Annotated in this window: 29 protein-coding genes and 1 tRNA gene; 15 read left to right on the top strand and 15 right to left on the bottom strand. The window is 49.1% G+C overall.

Features of this window, described 5'->3' with window-relative positions; all coding sequences use genetic code 11:
- Positions 1-81: 81 nt before the first annotated feature.
- The gene (locus MTH_RS06425; protein WP_048061028.1) at positions 82-597 is read left to right on the top strand and encodes an FmdE family protein; all 516 of its coding nucleotides are present in this window, start codon (positions 82-84) and stop codon (positions 595-597) included.
- Between the two features lie 22 nt (positions 598-619).
- On the opposite strand, the gene MTH_RS06420 is transcribed toward MTH_RS06425, so the two are convergent.
- Positions 620-695, bottom strand: a tRNA-Arg gene (locus tag MTH_RS06420).
- A 201-nt stretch (positions 696-896) separates the two neighbouring features.
- On the opposite strand from MTH_RS06420, the gene hisF reads away from it, so the two are divergent.
- The 5 genes from hisF to MTH_RS06395 are packed head-to-tail and all read left to right on the top strand — an operon-like array spanning position 897 to position 3,729.
- Complete coding sequence (gene hisF / locus MTH_RS06415) at positions 897-1,721, top strand: imidazole glycerol phosphate synthase subunit HisF (protein WP_048061292.1); 825 nt, start codon at positions 897-899, stop codon at positions 1,719-1,721.
- 19 nt (positions 1,722-1,740) lie between these two features.
- Positions 1,741-2,679: a DNA glycosylase gene (locus MTH_RS06410; RefSeq protein ID WP_010876955.1), complete on the top strand. Its 939-nt coding sequence runs from the start codon at positions 1,741-1,743 to the stop codon at positions 2,677-2,679.
- A gap of 43 nt (positions 2,680-2,722) precedes the next feature.
- A complete protein-coding gene (locus MTH_RS06405) occupies positions 2,723-2,911 on the top strand; it encodes a hypothetical protein (RefSeq protein WP_010876954.1) in 189 nt (62 codons plus the stop codon).
- The gene (locus MTH_RS06400; protein WP_143485780.1) at positions 2,886-3,233 is read left to right on the top strand and encodes a hypothetical protein; all 348 of its coding nucleotides are present in this window, start codon (positions 2,886-2,888) and stop codon (positions 3,231-3,233) included. The genes MTH_RS06405 and MTH_RS06400 overlap by 26 nt, the downstream gene beginning before the upstream one ends.
- Complete coding sequence (locus tag MTH_RS06395; RefSeq protein WP_010876952.1) at positions 3,223-3,729, top strand: GAF domain-containing protein; 507 nt, start codon at positions 3,223-3,225, stop codon at positions 3,727-3,729. The genes MTH_RS06400 and MTH_RS06395 overlap by 11 nt, the downstream gene beginning before the upstream one ends.
- A 14-nt stretch (positions 3,730-3,743) precedes the next feature.
- Here the strand turns inward: MTH_RS06395 and MTH_RS06390 are convergent, their stop codons facing one another.
- Complete coding sequence (locus MTH_RS06390; RefSeq protein WP_010876951.1) at positions 3,744-4,169, bottom strand: peptidylprolyl isomerase; 426 nt, start codon at positions 4,167-4,169, stop codon at positions 3,744-3,746.
- Between the two features lie 81 nt (positions 4,170-4,250).
- Between MTH_RS06390 and MTH_RS06385 the strand changes: the two genes are divergently transcribed.
- Positions 4,251-5,423, top strand: a complete 1,173-nt coding sequence (locus MTH_RS06385; protein WP_010876950.1) for an acetylornithine transaminase — start codon at positions 4,251-4,253, stop codon at positions 5,421-5,423.
- Between the two features lie 15 nt (positions 5,424-5,438).
- Here MTH_RS06385 and MTH_RS06380 read toward each other — a convergent pair whose 3' ends face one another.
- Complete coding sequence (locus MTH_RS06380; RefSeq protein WP_010876949.1) at positions 5,439-5,831, bottom strand: NUDIX domain-containing protein; 393 nt, start codon at positions 5,829-5,831, stop codon at positions 5,439-5,441.
- Between the two features lie 73 nt (positions 5,832-5,904).
- Between MTH_RS06380 and lysA the strand changes: the two genes are divergently transcribed.
- Together lysA and dapF are read left to right on the top strand one after the other, a co-directional pair.
- A complete protein-coding gene (lysA, locus tag MTH_RS06375; RefSeq protein ID WP_010876948.1) occupies positions 5,905-7,191 on the top strand; it encodes a diaminopimelate decarboxylase in 1,287 nt (428 codons plus the stop codon).
- A gap of 5 nt (positions 7,192-7,196) precedes the next feature.
- Positions 7,197-8,066 (top strand): diaminopimelate epimerase, encoded by an 870-nt coding sequence (dapF, locus tag MTH_RS06370; RefSeq protein WP_010876947.1) that lies wholly within the window; start codon positions 7,197-7,199, stop codon positions 8,064-8,066.
- Between the two features lie 1,365 nt (positions 8,067-9,431).
- Here dapF and MTH_RS10065 read toward each other — a convergent pair.
- From MTH_RS10065 to MTH_RS06305, 12 genes are all read right to left on the bottom strand, one after another.
- Entirely contained in the window at positions 9,432-10,001 is a 570-nt protein-coding gene (locus MTH_RS10065; protein ID WP_010876945.1) for a cysteine peptidase family C39 domain-containing protein, read from the bottom strand.
- 27 nt (positions 10,002-10,028) lie between these two features.
- Positions 10,029-10,394 carry a hypothetical protein gene (locus MTH_RS09685; protein WP_010876944.1) on the bottom strand — a complete coding sequence of 122 codons (366 nt, stop codon included), beginning with the start codon at positions 10,392-10,394 and terminating at the stop codon, positions 10,029-10,031.
- Between the two features lie 46 nt (positions 10,395-10,440).
- Positions 10,441-11,385, bottom strand: coding sequence for a C39 family peptidase (locus MTH_RS09405; RefSeq protein ID WP_238374187.1), 945 nt, complete (start codon positions 11,383-11,385; stop codon positions 10,441-10,443).
- 201 nt (positions 11,386-11,586) lie between these two features.
- Positions 11,587-12,171, bottom strand: coding sequence for a HemK2/MTQ2 family protein methyltransferase (locus MTH_RS06345; protein ID WP_048061290.1), 585 nt, complete (start codon positions 12,169-12,171; stop codon positions 11,587-11,589).
- A gap of 2 nt (positions 12,172-12,173) precedes the next feature.
- The gene (locus MTH_RS06340; protein ID WP_010876941.1) at positions 12,174-12,383 is read right to left on the bottom strand and encodes a helix-turn-helix transcriptional regulator; all 210 of its coding nucleotides are present in this window, start codon (positions 12,381-12,383) and stop codon (positions 12,174-12,176) included.
- Positions 12,380-12,817, bottom strand: a complete 438-nt coding sequence (locus tag MTH_RS06335) for a hypothetical protein (protein ID WP_010876940.1) — start codon at positions 12,815-12,817, stop codon at positions 12,380-12,382. The genes MTH_RS06340 and MTH_RS06335 overlap by 4 nt, the downstream gene beginning before the upstream one ends.
- Positions 12,818-12,882: 65 nt before the next feature.
- Positions 12,883-13,704, bottom strand: a complete 822-nt coding sequence (rsmA, locus tag MTH_RS06330) for a 16S rRNA (adenine(1518)-N(6)/adenine(1519)-N(6))-dimethyltransferase RsmA (protein ID WP_010876939.1) — start codon at positions 13,702-13,704, stop codon at positions 12,883-12,885.
- Between the two features lie 30 nt (positions 13,705-13,734).
- Positions 13,735-14,316 (bottom strand): DUF655 domain-containing protein, encoded by a 582-nt coding sequence (locus MTH_RS06325; RefSeq protein WP_010876938.1) that lies wholly within the window; start codon positions 14,314-14,316, stop codon positions 13,735-13,737.
- Between the two features lie 40 nt (positions 14,317-14,356).
- Positions 14,357-14,698, bottom strand: coding sequence for an RNA polymerase Rpb4 family protein (locus MTH_RS06320; protein WP_048061025.1), 342 nt, complete (start codon positions 14,696-14,698; stop codon positions 14,357-14,359).
- Between the two features lie 5 nt (positions 14,699-14,703).
- Positions 14,704-14,994 (bottom strand): 50S ribosomal protein L21e, encoded by a 291-nt coding sequence (locus MTH_RS06315; protein WP_010876936.1) that lies wholly within the window; start codon positions 14,992-14,994, stop codon positions 14,704-14,706.
- Between the two features lie 171 nt (positions 14,995-15,165).
- Entirely contained in the window at positions 15,166-16,386 is a 1,221-nt protein-coding gene (locus MTH_RS06310; RefSeq protein ID WP_010876935.1) for a tRNA pseudouridine(54/55) synthase Pus10, read from the bottom strand.
- Between the two features lie 31 nt (positions 16,387-16,417).
- Complete coding sequence (locus MTH_RS06305; RefSeq protein WP_010876934.1) at positions 16,418-17,746, bottom strand: signal recognition particle protein Srp54; 1,329 nt, start codon at positions 17,744-17,746, stop codon at positions 16,418-16,420.
- A gap of 193 nt (positions 17,747-17,939) precedes the next feature.
- On the opposite strand from MTH_RS06305, the gene hpt reads away from it, so the two are divergent.
- The 6 genes from hpt to MTH_RS06275 all read left to right on the top strand — a co-directional run bounded on the left by hpt (position 17,940) and on the right by MTH_RS06275 (position 21,640).
- A complete protein-coding gene (gene hpt, locus MTH_RS06300) occupies positions 17,940-18,521 on the top strand; it encodes a hypoxanthine/guanine phosphoribosyltransferase (protein WP_048061024.1) in 582 nt (193 codons plus the stop codon).
- Entirely contained in the window at positions 18,522-19,514 is a 993-nt protein-coding gene (dph2, locus tag MTH_RS06295) for a diphthamide biosynthesis enzyme Dph2 (RefSeq protein ID WP_010876932.1), read from the top strand.
- 231 nt (positions 19,515-19,745) lie between these two features.
- Positions 19,746-20,315: an exosome complex RNA-binding protein Csl4 gene (locus MTH_RS06290; protein ID WP_010876931.1), complete on the top strand. Its 570-nt coding sequence runs from the start codon at positions 19,746-19,748 to the stop codon at positions 20,313-20,315.
- A gap of 20 nt (positions 20,316-20,335) precedes the next feature.
- Entirely contained in the window at positions 20,336-20,593 is a 258-nt protein-coding gene (locus tag MTH_RS06285; protein WP_010876930.1) for a DNA-directed RNA polymerase subunit L, read from the top strand.
- Positions 20,590-21,204, top strand: a complete 615-nt coding sequence (locus MTH_RS06280; RefSeq protein ID WP_010876929.1) for a DUF99 family protein — start codon at positions 20,590-20,592, stop codon at positions 21,202-21,204. The genes MTH_RS06285 and MTH_RS06280 overlap by 4 nt, the downstream gene beginning before the upstream one ends.
- A 28-nt stretch (positions 21,205-21,232) precedes the next feature.
- Positions 21,233-21,640, top strand: coding sequence for an NUDIX domain-containing protein (locus MTH_RS06275; RefSeq protein WP_010876928.1), 408 nt, complete (start codon positions 21,233-21,235; stop codon positions 21,638-21,640).
- The last annotated feature ends 54 nt before the right edge of the window (positions 21,641-21,694 follow it).

The following is a 21,694-nucleotide window of genomic DNA, read 5'->3' as shown; positions in this document are numbered from 1 at the left end:
ATGAAAGGTAATAATGAAAACATGGTTTACCACCATCACCTATATCTGAATCGTGATCCAGAGATAGGGAGGGTGATAGTTATGGATTATGAGGATATAGTTGGATTTCACGGTCACTCCTGTGCCGGCACTGCCCTCGGATACAAGGTCGGTGAGATCGTAGCTGAAAGATTTGGAAGGTCAGAGGATGAGGAGATAGTGGCGGTTGTTGAGAATGACAGCTGCAGCATAGACGCCATCCAGTTCATGACTGGGTGCACCTTTGGAAAGGGCAACCTGATATTCAGGGATTACGGAAAACATGTTTACACATTCTTCAACAGGAAAACAGGCGATGGAATCAGGATATCACTTAAAAAACCAATGGATCAGCTCATGAAGGAACTCGGGGTTACGGACAGGGCTGAACTGACAGAGAAGATACTTGAAATGGATCCACATGACCTCTTTGAGGTCAGGGATGTTTCAGAGAAACCTCCAGAGGAGGCAAGGATATATGGGTCCATCATATGCGCAGAGTGTGGTGAACCCGTCTCAGAGCACCGTGCACGAGTAAAGAATGGTAGGATGGTTTGTATTCCGTGCTTTGAAGGTTAATAAAAAGCAGTTAATAAAAAAGCGGACCCGGGGGGATTTGAACCCCCGACCTTGGGATCCGAAGTCCCACGTCATATTCCAGGCTAGACTACGGGCCCCCTACACACATCTCTATTTAAAGTTAACCATTTAAATATTTTCTCATCAACGTGTCAGCCGAAGACCAGACTCAGGGGACAGCAGACAGCTTTATACTAAATGCCCCTTAATTAATAAATATGTCTTCCGGGTTATTTCAAATGAGAAGGAATATGTTTTATGTAGATTCAGACACCTCAGAGTTGTTGATGGCGATTGAAATGCTTGCAAAGAGGATAATACCATGTCTTGACTGTGACCTCCAGGTTCCAAATGGCCGGGTCGTGAAGGGAGTTGAATTCAAACAGATAAGATACGCAGGGGACCCTGTAGAACTTGCAACAAGGTACTATGAGGATGGTGCCGATGAGATAGTCTTCCTCGACATAACAGCATCACATGAGAGACGGGAGACCATGACCCATGTGATAGAGGCCACCACAGAGAACGTCTTCGTACCCATATGTGTCGGTGGGGGTATAAGGAAGCCAGAGGACTATTTTAAGATGCTTAAGGCGGGGGCAGACAAGTGCTCCACCAATACGGCCGCAATAAAGAACCCTGAACTCATCAATGAGGCATCAGACCTCGTCGGGTCCCAGGCATGCGTAGTGGCAATAGATGCCAAGAGGAGATACATCGAAAACCCCCGTGAATCAGATGAAAGGTTCATAATAGAGGTTGATGATGGATACTGCTGGTACGAGTGCAGCATCTATGGTGGAAGAGAATTCACAGGTATTGACGCGGTGAAATGGGCAATGGAATGCCAGGATAGAGGTGCAGGTGAAATTCTCCTCACATCAATGGACCGTGACGGTACAAAGATGGGCTACGACATTCCCCTCACAAGGACCATGAGCGAGAACCTTGACATACCTGTGATCGCATCAGGGGGTGTAGGGGAACCTGAACACATCTATGAGGCATTCACAGATGGTAAGGCAGACGCTGCACTTGCTGCAAGCATATTCCACTTCAATGAATACCCTGTCCCTGCAGTGAAGGAGTACCTCAGATCAAGGGGAGTTCCCATAAGATTGTAGTCAGCAGAGGGGGAGGGAAATGAGGATACCCGTGGGGGACTTTGACCTTGAGATGACCCAGAGGAGTGGACAGACCTCCCAGCCACCCTGGAGGGAGGTTGAGGGGGCCTTCAGGGAACTTCTCATCATCGAGGGGGTACCCTGTCCGGTTGAGGTCAGGAATGAGGCAGGGGTGCTCAGGGTCAGACCCTACGTGGATGTACCTCAGAAAACTCTCAGGGAGAAGATTGAATACATATTCGACCTGAAATTTGATATTGAAGATTTCTACACATTCCTGGAGGATAAAAACTTATCATACACCCTGGATTCATCGAGGGGGCTGCGGCTGTTCCTTGCAAAGGACCCATTTGAGTGTGTGATATCCTCAATAGCATCAGCCAACTGTTCGGTTGTGAGATGGACAAGGTCCATAGAGGACATAAGGAGGCTCTGGGGCCAGGCCAACACCTTCAATGGCGAGACCTTCCACACGTTCCCCTCTCCACACGTCCTGACAGGCGTGGCTGAGGGCTCCCTTGAGGACCTGCAGAGGGCCGAGGATAACCTCCCCTCGGACTTCAGTTTCAATGACCTCAGATCCTGTGGCGTCGGCTACAGGGCGCCCTACATCCGGGAGACATCGAGGATACTCGCAGAGGAGATGGATATCAGGAGGATCGATGGGATGGACTATGACGATGCAAGGGAGCTCCTCCTTGAACTCTCGGGTGTGGGTCCCAAGGTTGCTGACTGCATACTCCTCTATGGTTTCAGGAAGACAGAGGCCTTTCCTGTTGATGTATGGATCAGGAGGATCATGAACCACATCCACCCTGGCAGGAATTTCAATGACAGGTCGATGGTGGAATTCGCACGGAGGGAGTACGGGGAGATGGCCGACTATGTGCAGCTTTACCTCTTCAACCATGCCAGAAGATCGGGGCTACTTGATAGGCTCAGGCAGGGCACTGGATAACACAATCCTGATCTGGTGGGTCATTACATACCGGTGAGTCCAGATGAAGAATATAATTGCCAGATTCAAGGTATACACAAGGAAATCCTTTGAGGATCTTCGCAGGGTCCTTGATGAAAAGTACTGCTGGAAGTGCCCCCAGAGGTCCACAAGGGAGAATATAGGGTGCCGTGAGGCAGATGCCTGGATGAGGCTCCGCTCAGCCCTTGAGGATGAACTCAGGCGCACCTGATGGAGACCCTGGGGAGGGATCAGTTCGACCGTGTACTTCTAAGGATGGAAGGGAAAGGGAGTGCACCGGGGATCTGAGGATAATCAGGAGGCGCGGGGAGTACCTGGTTGTTCTGGACAGTGTATCCGGGATTAAAATAGGCCATGAGGTCCTGGTGGGGTCCCGTGTCCTCAGGGTTAAAAAACTTGAGGGACTAAGGCTAATAACAGACCATGGAGAACACCCCCTCCATGAAATTGAGGGGAGGGTCCTTGGGAGGATAGGGCCCCGGCACCAACTCTACAGGGAGCTGATGAACTGGAGGAATAGGAATGGATCTTAAGGAAAGGATTGAGTCTGCAGCATCAGTAAGGGAAGCATCAGATATTGTTTTTGATGAAATAAAGAGGATGACCGGGAGCAGGTACTGCTACGTTGCCTATGTTGACCCCGAAAACGGGGATAGTGTCGGCATAAAATTCTCCCATCTCACAGAGTACTGCAGACACTACGAGGAGATGGGTGAGGCACGCTTTAAGCTGCCATCCAGCGGTAAATACGGGGGGCTCCTCGGCTACTCCCTGGACACCGGGGAGTCATTCTTCACCAACAACCCTGCCGGGCATCCTGCAGCCCATGGAATACCCGATGGCCACAGGAAGGTTTCAAAGTTCCTCTCAGTCGCTGTTAAGGATTCGGAGGGGATACTCGGCCAGATAGTCGCAGGTGATCCACCAGAGAACTACGATGAGACACACCTGAGAATAGCTGAGGAAATTGCGGGGCACTATGCCGGGGTCCTCAGAAGGTTCTGGAGGGGTGAGATACCCCTGGAGTGATATCAGGGAACGGTTCATTCGTCGTAGACCCTGACCCTGAGCATCCGGTCTCCCCTCTCTATGGATTCAACAACATCCATACCCCTCACAACCTTTCCGAAGACGGTGTGGACGCCATCGAGGTGGGGCTGGGGAGATAGTGTTATGAAGAACTGGCTGCCCCCGGTATCTCTCCCTGCATGTGCCATGGACAGGGCCCCCTTAACGTGCCTGTTCGGGTTTATCTCGCACTTTATTGTGTAACCGGGGCCGCCTGTCCCATCACCCACCGGACACCCTCCCTGGATCACGAAGTCAGGTATGACCCTGTGGAAGGTGAGTCCATCATAGAATCCACTGTTTGAAAGTTTTTCAAAATTCGCAACCGTGTTTGGGGCGTCCTCCTCAAAGAGGATCAGCTCTATATCTCCCTTAACGGTTTCAATGACAGCACTTTTCATTTAACCACCTCAACATAAATATTTATTATCAGTTTAGGTTCAACATTAATACAGGTCCCCATATAAATTTTTGGTGATATCATGGATTCAGAGGAAATAATTGAACTTGAAAGGAAATTCATCATGCAGACCTATACCCGGCAGCCCATTGTACTGTCCCATGGGAAGGGGGCAACTGTATGGGACATTGAGGGCAACTCCTACATAGACTGCTTTGCAGGGGTCGCTGTTAACAGCATCGGCCACGCCCACCCAAAGGTCGCCCTGGCAATCTGTCACCAGGCACAGAGGCTCATACATTCATCCAACATCTACTATACCCGGGAGCAGGTTGAACTCGCAAAGCTTCTAACGGCCATATCCCCACACGACAGGGTTTTCTTTGCAAACAGCGGTGCAGAGGCCAATGAGGGAGCCATAAAACTTGCAAGGAAATTCACGGGCAAATCTGAGATAATAGCTGCTGAGAACTCCTTCCACGGGAGGACACTTGCAACGGTAACTGCGACTGGCCAGAAGAAGTACAGTGAACCCTTCAGGCCACTACCAGAGGGTTTTAAACATGTCCCCTACGGCGACATCGGGGCAATGGCGGATGCAGTAGGTGATGAAACTGCAGCCATAATTCTGGAACCGGTACAGGGGGAGGGTGGAGTCATAATTCCACCAGAGGGATACTTGAAGGATGTCCAGGAACTTGCAAGGCAGAATGACGTGCTACTGATCCTCGATGAGGTCCAGACAGGATTTGGAAGAACCGGAGCAATGTTCGCATCCCAGCTATTCGGTGTAGAGCCAGATATAACTACCGTGGCAAAGGCCATGGGCGGCGGGTATCCAATAGGAGCTGTGCTTGCAAATGAGAGGGTTGCAATGGCATTTGAACCGGGTGACCATGGATCCACCTTCGGGGGAAACCCCTGGGGATGTGCTGCAGCCATAGCCACCATCGAAGTTCTGATGGACGAGAAGCTACCTGAGAGGGCAGCTAAGATGGGTTCCTACTTCCTTGGAAGGCTGAGGCAGGTCCTCCATGGATGTGATGCCGTCAGGGACATACGCGGTGTCGGCCTCATGATCGGAATTGAGATCGATGGTGAATGTGCAGGGGTGGTTGACGCTGCAAGGGAGATGGGGGTGCTGATAAACTGCACAGCCGGCAAGGTCATAAGGATTGTCCCGCCCCTGGTAATAAAGAAGGAGGAGATTGATGCGGCTGTGGATGTACTGGGTCATGTGATCTCAGACCTCTGATAGCTCCAGCTTCTCTCACCTGAAGAGGTCTGGCCTATCACCTTTGAATTCACTCAGCCAGGGAGAAAATTCAAGGACCCCTGACCTGAACCAGCAGAAGTCCTCATGCTCCATGCTCAGCTCAAGGGCGCCCCCACGGACCTCCACAGAGAATATTATGTTCACCGAGACCTTATGGGGGAACACCTGCTCATATGCACCCAGCAGGTGCAGAGGTGTTATCCTGAGGCCCGTCTCCTCACGGACCTCCCTTGAAAGGGCCTCATCAAGTGTTTCCCCTGCCCTCACCTTACCACCCGGGAGCTCCCAGAGTGATGGATTTGTGGACGATTCCCGGGACCTCCTGAGCATTAGAACACCATCCTCGCCCCTTATAAGGGCCCTTACAACTGGAATAAACGGCTTCATATCTTCACACCCTAAGGACTTATATTGTCATTTGGATAAAGATTTGATTAAACTTTAGGGAGGATCAACACTAATGTTTCCTGATATTGAGGTTAACGATAAAGGACATCTTCTGATTGGCGGTGCAGATGCAGTGGAACTGGCAGATGAATACGGCACCCCACTCTATGTCATCGATGAGATGAGGATAAGGGAGAACTACCGGAGGCTCTACAGGGCATTCTCAGGTGAATACTCGCGGTTCCAGGTATTCTATGCATGCAAGGCCAACACCAACCTTGCGGTCATGAGGATACTGGAGGAGGAGGGGAGCGGAATTGACGCTGTATCTCCTGGAGAGATCTACACAGCTCTCATGGCAGGCTTTGACCCTGACAGGATACTTTACACCGGTAACAACGTCAGGGACGATGAACTGCAGTTTGCCCTAGATTCAGGTGTCAGGATCAATGTGGATTCAAGGTCACAGCTCCTGCGGCTTTCAGAGATCGCCCCTGAGGGTCTCAGGATATCCTTCAGGGTGAACCCCCTGGTGGGGGCAGGGCACCATGAGCACTGCATCACCGGCGGAGAGATGAGCAAGTTCGGTGTAATGGAGAGAGAGGCACCTGAGGTCTACAGGATGGCCATGGACCTTGGATTTGAGCCAGTGGGGATACACGCCCACATAGGCTCAGGTATACTGGACCCTGAGCCATTCATGCTGGCCGTTGAAACCCTGATGGACATAGCCGGCAGGGTTCATGAGGCCACAGGGGTTGAATTTGAGTTCATAGACTTTGGAGGCGGACTTGGAATACCATACACGCCTGAAGAGGAACCACTGGACATTGATGAATTCGCATCAAAGATAACAGGACTCTTCAAGGATAAACTCTCAGAGTACGGTCTTGGAAGACCCATGATGTGCCTGGAGCCTGGAAGGTACATAGTTGGGGATGCATCCTACCTCCTCACAAGGGTCAACACCATAAAGGAGAGCTACAGAAAATTTGCAGGTGTTGACGCAGGCTTCAACACCCTCCTGAGACCTGCCATGTATGGATCCTACCACCACATACTCGTGGCTGAAAGACCCCTGGATGAACCATCTGAGAAGATGGATGTGGCTGGAAACGTGTGTGAATCAGGGGATCTCTTTGCAAGGGACAGGCAGCTCCCTGAAATTAATGAGGGCGATGTCCTTGCCATCATGAACGCAGGGGCCTACTCCTTCTCAATGTCCTCCCAGTACAACTCCAGGCCAAGACCCGCTGAGGTCCTTGTGAGGGAAGGCAAGGTTGATGTTGTCAGGGAGAGGGAGACCTTCTCTGACCTCCTGAGGGGACAGAATGTACCTGCAAGACTTCTGAAGAGGTAGATCTGATGACGAGGATGATACTCTTTTCCAAGATGCATGGGCTTGGAAACGACTATGTGGTTATAGATGAGAGCGCCCAGGAGTGCATACCTGAGGATAAGAAGCCAGAGTTTGTAAGGGAGGTATGCACCAGGGGATTCTCTGTGGGTGCGGATGGTGTTATATTTGTCCAGCCTGCATCCGGCGAAGGGGATATCCGCTTCAGGATATTCAATGCTGATGGAAGCGAGGCAGAGATGTGCGGAAACGGTATAAGGTGCTTCTCAAAGTTTGTATATGACAATGCCATAGTGAGGAAGAGGAGACTGGAGGTGGAAACCCTCGCAGGTATCAAGACCGTGGAACTGGAGGTCGAGGATGGTGCAGTGGTCTCATCAAGGGTTGATATGGGCACCGCAACATTCAAAACAGACCAGATACCCATGGATGTTGAGGAATACGAGTTCATAGACAGGTTCCTGCCTGTGGAGGGTGAGGACATTAAGCTCACAGCACTAAGCGTCGGGAATCCACACGCCATAATATTCGTTGATGATGCGGAGGGCGTGGACCTTGACAGGCTTGGACCGGCAATAGAGAACCATCCCCTCTTTCCTGAGAGGATAAATGTCCACTTTGTTGAGGTCGTGAGCCCCTCTGAGATAATCATGGTGACCTGGGAGAGGGGTGCTGGACCCACAATGGCCTGCGGCACCGGGGCCACAGCCAGTGTAATTGCGGGTGTTAAACTTGAAAAACTGGATGACAGTGTCCTGGTGCACCTTCCAGGAGGGGAACTTAAAATAGACGTCTACCAGGACGGCACAGAACTAGGGGCCTACATGGAGGGCGATGCCGTCATGGTATTTGATGGTATACTGCTCCGTGATCCATAAACGGTTTAAAAGGTCCTATAATTCATTTTTCAAATCCTTGAAAAATGGTAGGGGCCTGGTTTTATCAGGGGATCCACTTGGGGATCTCCAATATTGTTTGATTTCTGGGTCGGGGTAACATGCGTCTCTCACTGTTCCATGTGAGAGCATCCGTGATGTCTGGTTCCTTTCCTAAAGTTGGGTTATAATATTGTGCATCTTAATAACACTTCAATTTTTCAGCGGTTTTTGTCTCGAAAAGCTTTTTAAGAGGGGATATTTATTATTAGTGCTATGAGTAATCTACTCATGCAGTGAAAGACATACCATAGCCACTATTACCATGTCTTTTCTATTTTTTCGCTGAAACGTGCAATAAAATAGCCGGCTATGACAAGCCACAAAGGGAAAGAGCATCAAACAGCTCTAAGGAATACATTAAATATCTCCCCTAAGGAAAGTAAGACTGTTCAGGATGACACACAAACCCGCATCTTCCTTCACCCACGCCTAGTTTTAATATATGTGGAATAAAATGAACCCCATAAAAGTTTATGCTGCATATCTATATCCAATCTAGCATGCAGAGCAGACAATTAGATGTGTTTGCGGAATACTTAAAAGAGCATGAGATGTTTGCTATGAACAAACCGATGTCTCCTGCTTTCGGAACTCTCTTCTTAATGTCACGTATAAGATGAATGTAAGACCAAGGAAACACCCAAGACAAAGAGTGAAAAAACTTCGATCTTGAAGGAATAACCTTCACCTTTACCCTTGATGTTCTGCATTTTCTCTTTGGTTAGGGTTGTTTTAAGTGCTGGTTTGAGCTGCGCTGTCCACGGCCGGAATGTCATCTGTTTCTTGGTTGATTACAGTAGTGTAGCCTGTAAATCTCTTGGAAATTGTGGGGGTGTTAATTGTCTATCTTTTTCCTTGGATCTGCAACTTCAACACTTTCATTTAGTTAGGGTTAGTCTCATCTGTCGATAACTATTATGTTGGCTATTTCACCTTCTCTTTTTTATCAAATGCAAGTAGAATTAACGCCGCTATAGTCACTATAGTCATGGTATTTCTTAGTAACGCTGGCTGCCGGGTTAGTATTACTATATAAAATAATAAAGCCAGAACTATTGTGTAAAACAAAAGTTTTAATCTTCTTGCGGGGGTATCATAGATACTTTGAAGTCTGGCATATCCATAAAGAGTTAGTACAATTAACATGAACATTAACAATCTTAACTCTGAGTATTGGAAAAAATTAAATTCTATGTATAAAAAAATCCCAAAAAAGACTACAGACAGGAGTAACATTATTATTTTTTCATGTTTTTCACTTATATCCTAGATACTCCTCCTATTTCATAAAAATAAAATTAAATGTCAGGTATATGTCCACCACCCTTCGTTAAGATGCGCTGTTCCCACGGTGCCTAGATAAACTGTCCCTAAGAAACCAAAAAGCTTACCCACGGGATGATTTGTGTAACCTGGTGCTACACAGACCCAGGCACCTCCATAGTAGACTCTCCACCAGTTAAAGCTTCGGTTGTACCATGCATTTCTTTTCCATCTTCCCTGTCTCTTTAACCTTTGATTTAACCTGTACTTCCAGTTTTTACCTTTAATGTTCTTCATTTCCTCATCAGTCAGAGTTCTGTTGTCTGCCTTCACAGCAGAGGCGGTATCTGTCAGGTTATTTATGGTTTCTGATGAGGTGTTCTCGTTGCTTTGATCTGTTTGATTATTTGTTTGTTCTGTGGTTCCGTTGACCTGTGGATTATTGGGATCATTTATAACCAGTGCATATCCGCTGTAGATCTCAGCGAACTCTTCTATATTCATTTCGATGTTCCCGAGGCTTGGATCTGCGAGTTTGACCGTGTCATTGGTGATTCCGTTTATTACGGTGTAGTGTCCGGTGCCGTCATTGATGGTATCTTCTGGTGTCATTGATGTTGTGGTGGGGTCTGCGGAAACTCAAAGGGATTTTGATCTAGCTTTCGATATAACCTTGTCTATCATGGATCCTAATGTCATCAGTATTAGGACCATGAAAAAGTATCCAATTAAGGCTATTAAAAAGAGTCCCCCATGAGCAGATAGTAGTGTCCAGGTTGATGAAATATTGTGGTGAATCATCGATCCAAGTAATCCTCCCAGTAATCCTATGAATAAAGATACCGTGGCTGTTATAATCATGTTAACCTCTTTTTCTTCCATCTTACTGAAATGTGCGATAAATAATCCTGCCAGGATAACAAAGGACAATGCTAGAGGGAATGGTACTATCAAGGAGATGAGAAGCATTGACAAACCAATTAGCAGGACATATGCCCGTTTCATTTTTCACATACCTCCGAATGATACTCATATTCCACACTTAATTTCTTCATGCCGCATACCTATATCCCACGCGCCGATACCAATCCATATAGCGATCACCATAGGTCTTACAGCGAGCATAATAATAGTCAAAGCCATCAGCATCCAGCGTACAAGCACAGCGCACCATTTGGGCTGTATAAGAGACTATATGGAATCCATAATAGGCACGGACACGCACAGGATACCAACCATGCCAATGATAAGAACACCGCCACTTCCATGGATGCCAATGTTTATGCCTCCATTTTTTACCTTTAATGTTCTGCATTTCCTCATCAGTCAGAGTTCTGTTGTCTGCCTGCACATCAGAGGTGGTATCTGTCAGGTTATTTATGGTTTCTGATGAGGTGTTCTCGTTGCTTTGATCTGTTTGATTATTTGTTTGTTCTGTGGTTCCGTTGACCTGTCTTGGATTATTAGGATCATTTATAACCAGTGCATATCCGCTGTAGATCTCAGTGAACTCTTCTATATTCATTTCGATGTTCCCGAGGCTTGGATCTGCGAGTTTGACCGTGTCATTGGTGATTCCGTTTATTACGGTGTAGTGTCCGGTGCCGTCATTGATGGTATAGGCGATCATGTTTTCTTTGAGTTCAGATATGTTTAGTTTCATGCCGGTTGCGTTCACTCCCTTGGCCCTGCTGGCTTCCAGGAGGCCCTGCATGGTGGTCCCGTCCTCGGTTGTTCCGGCAAGGCCTGCGAGTTCATCCTCTGTGGTGTTCACTCCGAGTCTCTGGAGGACGGTGACGAGTGCTGCGGGTCCGCAGGTGTAGTTCCTTGTCTGGAGGACCACACCCTCAGAATCCACTGTAACATTATGGGTCAGTGCACCCGCTACATCATCCCCCTGTGCTTCAAGGACTGTACAGTTGTCTGCAGCGGCTGAAGAGTTAACAGACACCGCGAGGAGGAGCACGACCAGCAACAGTATATACAAACCTCTCACTTTGGACACTCCCATTAACTTATAATAATTCTATACAAAAAACTCATATATATTACGGATCAGCTACAGCATATTACTTGAGGCGACAGTAAAATTTCATAGTAGGTATATAAACGGGGGACTCGCCATAAATCGATGGGCGATTAAAAAAACTGGAAAAACATGACACACCAGCTCAGTGGTGGTTATAAAATTTTTTTATTAAATCATGGCTGTTATCAGGACTATCTCCTCAAAGAAGTACCTCTCACTTGCAGTAACCGACGCATCAAAGCCCATATCTGCCAGTTTCTGGAGGGTCTTCTCTGTATCGGAGAGGGAGGACTGCACCAGCTGGACCCTCCCCCCAGGTTTCAGGTGTGCCGGGACCTCATCAAGGAACCTGTCTATAACCATCCTGCCGTCGGGGCCCCCATTCCAGGCGAGGTCCAGGACATCCCCTGTGGCATCATCCCCGGTGGCTGGAAGGTAGGGTGTGTTGAAGAGGATGACGTCAAATTTTTCGCCCTCAACCGGGTCAAAGAGGTCCCCCTGCAGGACCCTGAGTTCAACTCCATTGATAATGGCATTCTCCTGCGTGCACTTAACTGCGGCGGGATTCACATCGGTTGCAGTCACATCTCCCTTCTCTGATGCTCTTATGGCAACAAGTCCTGTTCCTGTACCTATTTCAAGGACACGATCACCCTCCCTGACATCCAGGTTATCTGCAAGGAGGAAGGTGTCCTCTGCTGGTTCATAGACGTTTTCGCAGGTCTTTATTTTAATTTCACCGTATCTTATCATTTTCATTTTGCACCGTCCTCATCAAGGATGAAGATATCCTCGATATGCTCCCTTCCCAGGGCCCTTGCGATCCTGTGGGCAAGGATGAGGGAGGGGCTGTAACGTCCCTTCTCAAGGGCTATTATGGTCTGCCTTGTTACCCCAACCCTCTCTGCGAGTTCCTCCTGGGTTAATCCGAGTTCCTTCCTGTGTTCCCTTATTAGTGTCCTCAATTCTCCCTCTCCAGCCGGTAGTTTGTCACGGATTTTGCAAGGACACCTGCAAGGAGTGCAAGTAAAATGAAGGGGTCGACGTGGGGCTTTCCCTGCAGGGAACTTGAGATGAGTTCTATGAACACTCCAATTACAAGCACTGGCATCATGGCCCATGCGGCGTTTCTTTCTGCTATGGCCTCATGGAGGTACTCCCTTTCATCCCTTTTCACCTTCCACATAACATCAAACATGTCCAGGAACATGAATGCAAGCCAGGCACCTGTCACATACATCCTTGTGGTGGTGTTGAGGGGAAGTAGCTGGATCCCGACGAGCAGCAGGAATACGCATGCAAGGTATACTGCGCCCTGCCAGGTTTTTATTGAGACTCCCCAGCCACCGTACTTTCTTCTACCGAACCACTGGGGTCTTGCTATTATCAAAACAATCACCTATGTAAAAAATAGTTTACATAATACTTATAGTTTTCTCAGGGATGTGCTGATGAAGGCCCAGCTCAGGAAGAACCTGAGAGATCCTCTATATGCTCTGCTATTTCAAGTATATCCTCTGGTCTCAGCTGAAAGACCCTCTTCTCCAGTATTTCTGGTGGAAGACCCCTCAGAACTTCATTAAAGCTCAGATCAGTCCTTATTTCATGGAATGATTCTCTGAGGGATTTTGAGGTTTTCTTCTTCCTGTGCTGGAAGAGTGCACGGCATACATCCTCTAGGAATGCCGGGGCCCTGAAACCCGTAGGTTTAAGGGTTACAACCGCAGATTCAACCCTGGGACGGGGGAAGAAACAGCCCGGTTTGAGGTAGTCAACTATTTCAACCTCTGCAAGGAAGTGCACCATGACCGACAGTCTTGAGTACTCCCTTGTACCCGGCTCTGCAACCATTCTCCTTGCAAATTCCTTCTGGTACATGAGAACAGCGAGTTCAAAGTCATGCTCCAGAAGCCTGAAGGTTATGGGGGAGGAGATCTGGTAGGGCAGGTTGGATACGACCTTGTTGAATTCTGGAAAATCAACCCTGAGGGCATCACCGACTATCACATCAACGTTATCCACCTGAAGCCTGTCCATCAGGATAGCTGCAATGAGGGGATCACTCTCAATTGCGGTGACATGACCAGCAAGTTCTGCCATTGGAAGTGTGAGGGTCCCTATACCCGGTCCTATCTCAAGGACCCTGTCATCTTCCCTGAGGTCAGCGTATTCAAGTATGCGCTGCCTTTTGACCTCATCTATGAGGTAGTTCTGGCCGAGGCTCCTTCTAAGCCTCACACCATACTTCCTCAGCACCTCCCTTGTCTCGGTGTAGAGCCCTGACATAAAAATAGATTCTAAATTTAAATTGAAGGATCAGCCCCTCCTCTTCTGGGGCGGTCTTGTGAATATGTTGTACTTACGTTTTCCCCGTTTGGCGCCCTCAACATCCAGTTCCATGAGGACCCTCCTGACGATGAGTTTAACAGGGTCTGATAACATGGGGACCCTGTTCTTTATGTCCTCGAAACTTTCAAAGGGCTTCTCCTCACGGGCCTTGAGGATATCCCACATGTGCTTTTTACCGATTCCTGGAAGAAGTTCAAGCTGGTGAAGCCTGGTACTTATGGGTCCAGCCTCGTTGAAGAACTTTACAAACCGGTCCTCATTTGATTTTATTATCTCCTCAACGACGTAGGGCAGCTCAACCCTGGCGGTGGCTGTGAGTTCATTGTGACGGAGCCTCCTGTTTATACGGGCGATCTTGTCCCTTTTACCCTTACCGATGTAGACCTCCTCGTGGATTTCAAGGTCCACGTCCGGTCTTGGTGTTAACTCCAGGAGGGTGAACTCATCCTTACCCAGTGCCTGGGCAACAGGCCTCTTCTTGAATGTACCGAACCCTTCGCTCATGTAACCAAGTGGAAGGTAATCCAGTATGATAGCGTATTCTTCCATGAAATCACATACTCTACTTTTTTCAGGTCAGATATTATTTTTATTCGACCCGGTATTTATCTATTACCTCGAGTATGCCTGGAAGGTCATCAGCCTTTATGGGAACCCTCTCCTTGGCAAAGATTAAACGGAGGTCGGATATGTCCACCGGCATTATATCTGCAATTTTAACAGCATGCCTCCTTTTGATGTTGGGGATGTCCATCAGTTCCTCCACCAGCTCCCTGCTCTTTTCAGGGTCAAGCCTTGAAAAACGGGTTACATGGTCAAGGACAAGGTTCTGCTCGTATGTGAGTTCATGGTCTTCCCCAAATTTTTCAAGGATTTCCTTAACCTCTGCCATAGAAACAGGTTCACTTTCCAGAACCTTTTTCCCGATCATGGGAATCACTCTTGCATCTGAAGGTGCTCTGGCCTCACAACAAGCTGTTTATCCTTGTTACCATCCTTCAGGGCAACAACATAGGATTTACCCATCATCCCCACAACTCGACCGGTTTTACCATGGAAACGCGGGTGTGGCTGGCCCCTGTGAATGCTAGGGTCGATGATGATGTGTACAAGGTCACCCTCATTGAAGCTCTGGATCTTCCTTGTTATGGGGTTGGACCTGCCTGGCCTTTTAACCTTCTGAAGCTTGTGTCTTGTTTTACTTCTGAAACCTCTTGATCTTCTCATTCTTTAACCTCCATAAAAAGCCTTCAATGGCTTGTAACAGTCACTAAAACTTTACAAGAATCAGATATCTAAACTTATAAGTTCTCTATTTAATATCTCCATTAATATATATTTTTCCTTATCATGGCTATTCTGCATGGGACGCAGTGTTTTATTTTTTCGATCATCTGCTTAATCTTTTTCTGATGGTTCATCACCGACCTCAAGGACATCAAGGGCCACGCACCTTGCAGGGACCCCCAGAACACTGCTCACACTTGGTTCTGTACGTCCCGAATCCCCTGAAATAAGCTCCTTTATGTAGAGGCCGCCCTCACCCTTTATTATCAACTCAAGGCAACCATCCAGCAAGTTCCATGATATTTCCAGGACTCTCCTCTCTCTGACCCTGTCAGCCCTGCGGTGGGAAACTCTCACAGGGGTCCGCTGTTTTATGATGTCAAGTGACCCGAGTCTCTCAAGGTCCTCATCAGTAACGTCTCCATCCAGTTCAACCAGGGCCCGGTAAACCTTGTACCTGCTCTGGGATGAGTCCTTCAGTTCAACCTTCCTCTTCCTTGTGGAGAATCTGAGGCCCTCAACCTCAACCATGCCCTGGGCCCTGCGGTTCACCTCCTCCTCAAGGGATTCAGGGTCCAGGTTCCTCACCCGGGGTTCCCTTATCTCCAGGACAAAGGGTCTCCCTGTCCCGAGCATCCGGACGTCCACATCCTCCCTGCCTGAGCCATGGAACCTTGCATCACGTCCCTGGCTGGCCTCCAGGATGGGCCCGGCTATGAGCTCCTCCACAGACGTGGGATACATCTTACCGGTGTAATTGCACCTCTCACAGCCCCTCCCCCTGCACTTCCTGCAGGGCCAGCGGGTCTGGGGTATTCCCCTAACCAGCTTGCGGTACCTCCCCTCAAGGAAGAGGGGGTTTATCTGGATCCAGACCCTGATGTCCCCCCTGAAGTCCACCATCACCACGAGGTCGGGGTCCTCAAATTCTGCGCTGCAGCCCAGCAGTTTGACAACCCTCTTACCAAGTTCACGGTTGAGATCCCTTTTAAGCCCCTCAGTCTGGATTCCGAGGCGCTTTCTGATCTCATCATCAAGTTCCACCATTTTGGGGGGCAACCTTGTACCCACAAGTACCGAAGAGTATTCAAGGCCAAGTTCATCCACCTTCTCCTTAACCATCCCTGCGGCCTCATCAATCCTGTCAAAGACGTCACCGCATATCATGCATGGCCCGGATAGTTTCAGCGAGAATTTCTTCTGGAGCTTCTCACCCCTCAGACGGTTCCCTGGCCCTTCAACCAAATCAACAAAGTGCCTGCCAAGGCAGTGCAGACATATTCTGGACTCTGTGATTTCAAGCAGTCCTCCCAGTCTCTGCTGAACATCCATGGTTATCCCCTGATCTCTGCCCTTCAGGATGCTATCTCATGAACTGCCTCATGAGCTGGCCCATGGGTCCGCCCATTTTTCTCCTTCCAAGCCCCTTCATGGCCTTTTTGGTGACCCTGTAGTACTTCAGGAGCTCCTTAACGTCCTCATTGCGTGTCCCTGAACCCCGGGCTATCCTGCGTATTCTTGAGTGCTTTATGATGTCTGGTTTTTCCAGTTCCTCCTCTGTCATGGAGTCCATTATTATGAGGTACTTCCGTATGGTCTCCTCGGTCATCCTGCTGGCGTCCTTTGGGAGTTTCCCGGCACCGGGCAGCATACTCATAACCTGCTGGAGGGGCCCCATCTTACCCATCATCTCAAACTGCACCCTCATATCCCTGAGGGTGAACTTACCTGAGAGTATTGCGTCGAGGGATTCCTCTGCAATCTCCTCCTCTGAAACCTCTTCAACCTTCTCGAGGAGACTTCTGAGGTCCCCCATACCCAGGAGACGTGATATGAACCTTTCGGGATCGAAGACCTCCAGGTCATCTATCCTCTCACCGGTACCTATGAACTTTATGGGAGCACCTATCTCTGCAACGGCCGAGAGGGCCCCACCACCCTTGGCTGAACCATCGAGCTTGGTCACAATTATTGAACCTATATCTGTGGCTTTTCTGAATGCGAGGGCCTGTTCCCTTGCCTGCTGGCCTATGGTTCCGTCGATTACAAGTATGGCCTCATGGGGCTCCACAATGGCTGAAAGTTCCTCCATCTCCCTGAGGAGGTCCTTCTCCTCCTTGTGTCTTCCGGCCGTATCGAATATGATAACGTCCTTCTTCTGGAACCGGGCAAGTCCCTTCTCTGCAAGGTCCAGGGCGTCCCTGTTCTGGGGGTCGCCGTATATGCTCACGTCCTGTCCCTCGGTATACTGTTTCAGCTGCTCAAGGGCCGCAGGGCGCCAGGTGTCTGTACAGACCACCCCAACAGTGAAACCCTTCTTGCGGAGGTACCTTGCAAGTTTACCTATGGTTGTTGTTTTACCGCTACCCTGGAGTCCAAGGAAGAGTATGCGGTACGGTTTATCATCTATGACAAGTTCATGGCTCTTCTCACCCAGGAGTTTGACCATCTCATCGTACACTATGCTTATGATGTGCTCCTTTGGCGTTATCCCCTTAGGGGGTTCCTCGTTGAGTGCCCGTTCCTCAATTGACTTTGACAGGTTGAATACAAGTTTTATGTTGACATCGGACTGGATCAGGGCCCTCTGTATATCCTTTATGACCTCCCTGACGACCTCCTCATCAACAATTGTCATCCCTGCCAGCTTTTTCATAGTTTTACTGAGACTTCTGCCCAGATTCCCAAGCATGGTTTCACCTGCAGTGATGGATAATCATTAACTATTGTTGGGATCACCTTATATAATTAAGAGTGGTGGATGGGCTGTGCCATATAAAGGTCACAGGGTGGTGGGCGGCAGATCCTTTGAGGACCTATATTAAGATCCTCAATCATATCTAGATAATGAATTCAATTTTCAACAATCCCGATGCGTGATCGAAATGCTTGATAAACTCAAGGAAAGCCTCAGAAATTCACCTGTGATTAAGAAGGGAGAGTATGACTACTTTGTAAACCCTGTAACCGATGGCATACCCCTCACCGAACCCGAACTCCTGGAGGAGGTTGCAGAGGAGATAGTGAGGAGGTTCAGACCTGAAGCGGATAAGATAATCTGCATAGAGGCCATGGGCATACACCATGCAACGGTTCTATCACTGAAGACTGGAATACCCTTCGTCGTGGTGAGGAAGAGAAGGTACGGCCTTCCCGGCGAGGTTGCCGTCCATCAGATGACAGGATACAGTGAAGGGGAACTCTACATAAATGGTGTTGATAGTGGAGACAGGGTCGTTGTCATTGACGACGTTGTGAGCACTGGGGGGACCCTCCTGGCGGTCCTGGAGGCCCTCAGGGAGATGGATGTTGATGTCAGGGATGTTATAACAGTCATAGATAAGGGTGAGGGATCCAGGGTCGTGAGGGAAAGGACAGGTTTCACTGTGAAGAGCCTCGTGAAGGTTGATGTTATCGATGGCAGAGTTAAGGTTGAGGATATCCCTGCCGGGGGGCCGCATGATTAAATGTCACTCTACAGGCTTGAAACTGAAAGGGTCATCGGGGAGATAAGGAAACGTAATGCAGGGGTCGTGGGCCTTCAGTTCCCTGAGGGACTTAAAATGAGGGCAGTTGAACTTGCAGAGCAGATAGAATCAGAAACAGGCGCAACTGCCGTGATATCCGCAGACCCATGCTTCGGGGCATGTGATGTTTCAGATAGAAAAATGAGGGACATGGTTGACCTCATAGTCCACTATGGACACACACCACTCCCCCTCGACTATGAGGTCCCTGTGATATTCATAGAGGCCGCATCCTCAGTTGAGGTAGGTGAAGTCATCAGGGAGGCTGCTGACAGACTTTCCGGCCACAGGAGGATTGGAATTGCAACAACAGCACAGCACCTCCACCTCCTTGACCAGGCAAGGTCTCTCCTTGAGGAGAGGGGCTTTGAGGTCGTCACAGGGGAGGGTGTTAACACAGCCAGGGGCCAGGTCCTGGGATGCAATTTCTCAGCCATCAGGGGCACCGATGCAGATGCCTACCTTTTCCTTGGAAGCGGGAACTTCCACCCCCTCGGCATAAAACTCTTCACCGGACGCGAGGTTGTGGTGGCTGACCCATATCATGGCGAGGTGAGGGACATTGAGGAATTCGCAGACAGGGTCCTGAGGGTGAGATTTGCGAGGATAAGCAGGGCATCGGATGCCAGCAGGTGGGGGGTGGTGGTCTCATCAAAGGCTGGACAGATGAGGTTTGAGCTGGCCCTCATGGTTAAGAAAAAACTTGAGGAGGCTGGAAGGGAGGCCCTCATACTCCTCGCTGAGAACATCTCACCGGCTGCACTTCTCCCCTTCAGGGAACTTGAGGCCTTCGTGGTAACTGCGTGTCCCAGGATAGCCATAGATGACTCACAGCTCTACGATAGACCACTCCTGAACCCATCTGAACTGGAGATAGTTCTGGGAGAGAGAAGCTGGGACGACTACACACTGGATGAGATAATACACGGATAACCCTTTATCTGGTGTGGTATCTACAGATAGGCCAGTGTGCGGCTGGCTCTCATGCATGGTAATCAGAGGCATGGTAATCAGTGGACAGATGTGCAGTATGGTTTTGTAGTAAGATTCGGAGGCATGGAGTAATCGATCTGTGAACGTCGCATGCAAAAGCATATATATAATCAGATCTAACCATAGATCACTGTAAGGTAAGCATTGTTTTTACCTTGAAGAGGTGAATGGATGAAAGTTAAATCTGGGGATATGGTTTTTCCCGGAGATTTTTTGGCTGTAAGCGAAGAGGTCCTCCCCTCTGAGGGGACCTACGATGAGGATGGTAAGATAAAATCCCTTGTCGTTGGAGAGGTTTCAAGGGATGACCGGAATAAGAGCATAAAGGTAATATCAAAGCTGAACACACCACCAACACTTAAAAGGGGTTCAAGGGTCATTGGAGAGGTCATTGATGTAAGGGGTCAGCGGGCCCTTGTGAGGATACACAGCATCAAGGGCAACAGGAGAGCCCTTGCAACATACTTCGTTGGAGGAGTCCACGTTTCACAGGCAAGGAAGGGCTACCTTTCAAAGCTAACAGACGCCTTCAGGATAGGGGACATCGTGGAGGCAAGGGTCACAAAGATCATGGGCCTCGATGGCATAGATCTACAGACATCAGGCCGTGACCTTGGGGTTATCAAGGCAATGTGCACCCGCTGCAGGCACTTCATGGAAGTGAACGGCAGGGACGAGGTCAGGTGCCCGAACTGTGAAAACCGGGAAAAAAGGAAGCTATCAGTGAATTATGAAGGTTAATCACTTAAGGGGTAATTCTAATGGAAGTCATTCTGGATAAGAGAAATGAGATGGAGATAGTATTCGAGGGAGAAACACACACCCTCTGCAATGTATTAAGAAGCATCCTCATGGAGGATGAAAAGGTTAAGGCAGCAGCATACTCGATAGACCACCCAATAGTGGGGGAACCACAGCTATATATCAGGGCAGGAAGCCCGAAAAAATCACTCAAGGCAGCAGCCGAAACCCTGAGGGATAGATGTGATGAATTCAGGCGCCTCATAGAGTCCCTGTGAACTATTTTTCCATGGAGAACCATAATTTCAGGCAGATAAAATCTGAGATAAGGATTCTTGGCATAGATGATGCTCCATTCACCCCCAGAAGTGAGGAGGATGTGCTTCTGGTCGGCACCGTATTCAGGGGCGGGCAGTGGCTCGACGGCGTCCTCACAACCACGGTGAGGGTGGACGGTGACGATGCCACAGAGCGGATCATCGAGATGGTGAATGGATCAAGGCACCTCAACCAGCTGAGGGTCATAATGCTTGATGGGCTGACCTTCGGGGGCTTCAATGTTGTGGACATAGTGGAATTATCAGAGAGGACCGGCCTTCCCGTTATAGTGGTTGTAAGGAAACATCCAGATATGGAAAGAATAAAGAGGGCGCTCAAGCACAGATTTTCTGACTGGAAGGCAAGGTGGCGCAGCATAGAGAGGGCCGGTAGAATCCACAGGGTTGAATCCAGGGAACCCCTCTACATCCAGACTGCAGGCATTGAACCTGATGACGCCGCAGAGATTGTCAGGATATCAACGACCCGCAGCTCAATTCCAGAACCACTGAGGGCGGCCCACATAATTGCCTCAGGAGTCACGTTAGGAGAGTCCAGGGGCAGCGCCTAGAAATAGATGCCTGCAGGAGGAGTCTGGTTTGAAGACACCCATGCTCACGGTGGACGTTATCATAAGGTTATCAGGGGATAGAATAATCCTCATACGGAGGGGCAGATCACCCTACAGGGGTTCCTGGGCCATACCTGGAGGATTTGTGGAATACGGTGAAACTGTTGAGGATGCAGCAAGGAGGGAGGCCCTCGAGGAGACAGGCCTTGATGTTGAAATCAAGGACCTCCTCGGGGTCTACTCCGACCCCCGGAGGGATCCCCGCGGGCACACCGTGAGCGTATGCTTCACCGCGAGGGTAGTGTCCGGTGAACCGGAGGCCGGTTCAGACGCTGCAGACATTGGAATATTCCACATCGAGGATATAGATGATCTTGAACTCGCATTTGACCACCGGAAGATTCTGGAGGATTTCAGGAGCAGATACCGGGAATAGATTGATGAGGAATGCACCCGTGTTCCACTAAAAAATCATTCTGCAGCATATCAT

This window comes from Methanothermobacter thermautotrophicus str. Delta H (genome assembly GCF_000008645.1).
Classification (GTDB): Archaea; Methanobacteriota; Methanobacteria; order Methanobacteriales; family Methanothermobacteraceae; genus Methanothermobacter; species Methanothermobacter thermautotrophicus.
This window is presented reverse-complemented; position numbering and strand designations above follow the sequence as displayed.

Coding starts and splice junctions, on each gene's coding strand:
- MTH_RS06425 (WP_048061028.1), top strand. CDS start 82: ATGGATTATGAGGATATAGTTGGATTTCACGGTCACTCCTGTGCCGGC.
- hisF (WP_048061292.1), top strand. CDS start 897: ATGCTTGCAAAGAGGATAATACCATGTCTTGACTGTGACCTCCAGGTT.
- MTH_RS06410 (WP_010876955.1), top strand. CDS start 1,741: ATGAGGATACCCGTGGGGGACTTTGACCTTGAGATGACCCAGAGGAGT.
- MTH_RS06405 (WP_010876954.1), top strand. CDS start 2,723: ATGAAGAATATAATTGCCAGATTCAAGGTATACACAAGGAAATCCTTT.
- MTH_RS06395 (WP_010876952.1), top strand. CDS start 3,223: ATGGATCTTAAGGAAAGGATTGAGTCTGCAGCATCAGTAAGGGAAGCA.
- MTH_RS06390 (WP_010876951.1), bottom strand. CDS start 4,169: ATGAAAAGTGCTGTCATTGAAACCGTTAAGGGAGATATAGAGCTGATC.
- MTH_RS06385 (WP_010876950.1), top strand. CDS start 4,251: ATGGATTCAGAGGAAATAATTGAACTTGAAAGGAAATTCATCATGCAG.
- MTH_RS06380 (WP_010876949.1), bottom strand. CDS start 5,831: ATGAAGCCGTTTATTCCAGTTGTAAGGGCCCTTATAAGGGGCGAGGAT.
- lysA (WP_010876948.1), top strand. CDS start 5,905: ATGTTTCCTGATATTGAGGTTAACGATAAAGGACATCTTCTGATTGGC.
- dapF (WP_010876947.1), top strand. CDS start 7,197: ATGACGAGGATGATACTCTTTTCCAAGATGCATGGGCTTGGAAACGAC.
- MTH_RS10065 (WP_010876945.1), bottom strand. CDS start 10,001: ATGACACCAGAAGATACCATCAATGACGGCACCGGACACTACACCGTA.
- MTH_RS09685 (WP_010876944.1), bottom strand. CDS start 10,394: ATGAAACGGGCATATGTCCTGCTAATTGGTTTGTCAATGCTTCTCATC.
- MTH_RS06345 (WP_048061290.1), bottom strand. CDS start 12,171: ATGATAAGATACGGTGAAATTAAAATAAAGACCTGCGAAAACGTCTAT.
- rsmA (WP_010876939.1), bottom strand. CDS start 13,704: ATGTCAGGGCTCTACACCGAGACAAGGGAGGTGCTGAGGAAGTATGGT.
- MTH_RS06325 (WP_010876938.1), bottom strand. CDS start 14,316: ATGGAAGAATACGCTATCATACTGGATTACCTTCCACTTGGTTACATG.
- MTH_RS06320 (WP_048061025.1), bottom strand. CDS start 14,698: ATGATCGGGAAAAAGGTTCTGGAAAGTGAACCTGTTTCTATGGCAGAG.
- MTH_RS06315 (WP_010876936.1), bottom strand. CDS start 14,994: ATGAGAAGATCAAGAGGTTTCAGAAGTAAAACAAGACACAAGCTTCAG.
- MTH_RS06310 (WP_010876935.1), bottom strand. CDS start 16,386: ATGGATGTTCAGCAGAGACTGGGAGGACTGCTTGAAATCACAGAGTCC.
- MTH_RS06305 (WP_010876934.1), bottom strand. CDS start 17,746: ATGCTTGGGAATCTGGGCAGAAGTCTCAGTAAAACTATGAAAAAGCTG.
- hpt (WP_048061024.1), top strand. CDS start 17,940: ATGCTTGATAAACTCAAGGAAAGCCTCAGAAATTCACCTGTGATTAAG.
- dph2 (WP_010876932.1), top strand. CDS start 18,522: ATGTCACTCTACAGGCTTGAAACTGAAAGGGTCATCGGGGAGATAAGG.
- MTH_RS06290 (WP_010876931.1), top strand. CDS start 19,746: ATGAAAGTTAAATCTGGGGATATGGTTTTTCCCGGAGATTTTTTGGCT.
- MTH_RS06285 (WP_010876930.1), top strand. CDS start 20,336: ATGGAAGTCATTCTGGATAAGAGAAATGAGATGGAGATAGTATTCGAG.